This window comes from Vibrio sp. Vb0304 (assembly GCF_033338995.1).
GTDB classification, from domain to species: domain Bacteria; phylum Pseudomonadota; class Gammaproteobacteria; order Enterobacterales; family Vibrionaceae; genus Vibrio; species Vibrio alginolyticus.
On record NZ_JAWOTT010000097.1, the window covers coordinates 1 to 1,587 of the forward strand.

2 protein-coding genes are annotated in these 1,587 nt (G+C 48.3%); both read left to right on the forward strand.

The annotated features are described in order from the left end of the window. Positions 1-55 precede the first annotated feature (55 nt). Positions 56-859, forward strand: coding sequence for a phospholipid ABC transporter ATP-binding protein MlaF (gene mlaF, locus R7P35_RS24075; RefSeq protein ID WP_005455119.1), 804 nt, complete (start codon positions 56-58; stop codon positions 857-859). Next, positions 849-1,587: lipid asymmetry maintenance ABC transporter permease subunit MlaE (gene mlaE / locus R7P35_RS24080; RefSeq protein ID WP_318092844.1), on the forward strand; the 739-nt coding region annotated here is incomplete at its 3' end. The genes mlaF and mlaE, both read left to right, overlap by 11 nt.

Here is a 1,587-nt window from a genome sequence, read left to right on the forward strand (position 1 = left end):
CGGATTGACTTGACAACTCTGCGAGCGTTAATGCTCTGACAGTAGAAGAGATGATATGTCGAACAACGATTTAGTCACCGTGAACAACCTCACTTTTTCACGAGGAAATCGCACGATCTTTGATGGTATTGATCTGCATGTTCCTGAAGGTAAAGTGACGGCGATTATGGGACCATCGGGAATCGGTAAAACGACACTGCTCCGTTTAATTGGCGGTCAGTTGTATCCCGAACAAGGAGAGATTTGGTTTGATGGTGACAACATTCCGACTCTTTCTCGCAAAAAACTCTACAACGCTCGTAAGAAAATGAGCATGCTGTTTCAATCCGGGGCTCTATTCACGGATTTGAATGTATTTGACAATGTGGCCTTTCCACTGCGTGAACACACCAATCTTTCAGAAGATTTGATTCGTACTATGGTGCTGCTTAAGCTCGAAGCGGTTGGTCTGCGCGGAGCCGCGCAATTAATGCCAAGTGAGCTTTCGGGCGGTATGGCGAGGCGTGCCGCATTGGCTCGTGCCATCGCACTTGACCCTGATTTAATCATGTTCGATGAACCATTTGTGGGACAAGATCCAATTACCATGGGTGTTTTGGTTGAGTTGATCAAAGACTTAAACCAAGCTCTAGGCCTTACGTCTATTGTGGTATCACACGATGTACCGGAGGTCATGAGTATTGCTGATTGGGTTTACCTACTAGCAGATGGCAAGATCATCGCGTTTGGCACGCCAGAGGAGTTGAGTCAAAACCCAGACCCGCGAGTGCAGCAGTTCTTACAAGGTGATGCAGATGGCCCAGTGCCGTTTCGTTTTCCTGCGCAAAGTATCGAAAAGGATCTATTTGATGGTCGCTAGCTTTATTCAATTTGTCGCTTCATTAGGAAGACGCACGCTCGCCATCTGTGAAGCTTTTGGCCGTGCAACCTTGATGCTTGTTGGCGCTATCTTCTCTAAGCCTCAACCCTCTAAAAGTTTTCCTCTACTCATCAAACAGTTGTATTCCGTTGGCGTGCAATCACTGGCTATTATCGTCGTGTCTGGTTTGTTTATCGGCATGGTTCTTAGCTTGCAAGGCTATGTAGTGCTGGTGGATTACGGCGCGGAAGGCAGTCTTGGTCAGATGGTCGCGTTGTCACTACTGCGTGAACTTGGGCCGGTGGTTACTGCGCTTCTTTTCGCTGGACGTGCAGGCTCTGCGCTGACGGCAGAAATTGGTTTGATGAAAGCTACTGAGCAGCTTTCAAGCTTAGAAATGATGGCAGTTGACCCACTGAAACGAGTGATTGCACCACGTTTTTGGGCTGGGGCTATCTCAATGCCACTACTTGCGATGATCTTCATGGCTGTTGGCATCTGGGGGGCACAGCTCGTCGGTGTGGATTGGAAAGGTGTGGATCACGGCAGCTTTTGGGCAGCCATGCAATCTTCTGTTGAGTTGGGACAAGATATCGGCAACAGCATGATCAAATGCTTTGTGTTTGCCATTACGGTAACTTGGATTGCTCTATTTAATGGCTACGATGCGATTCCTACCTCGGAAGGGATCAGCCGAGCAACTACGCGCACTGTTGTGCATTCTTCTT

Coding starts and splice junctions, on each gene's coding strand:
- mlaF (WP_005455119.1), top strand. CDS start 56: ATGTCGAACAACGATTTAGTCACCGTGAACAACCTCACTTTTTCACGA.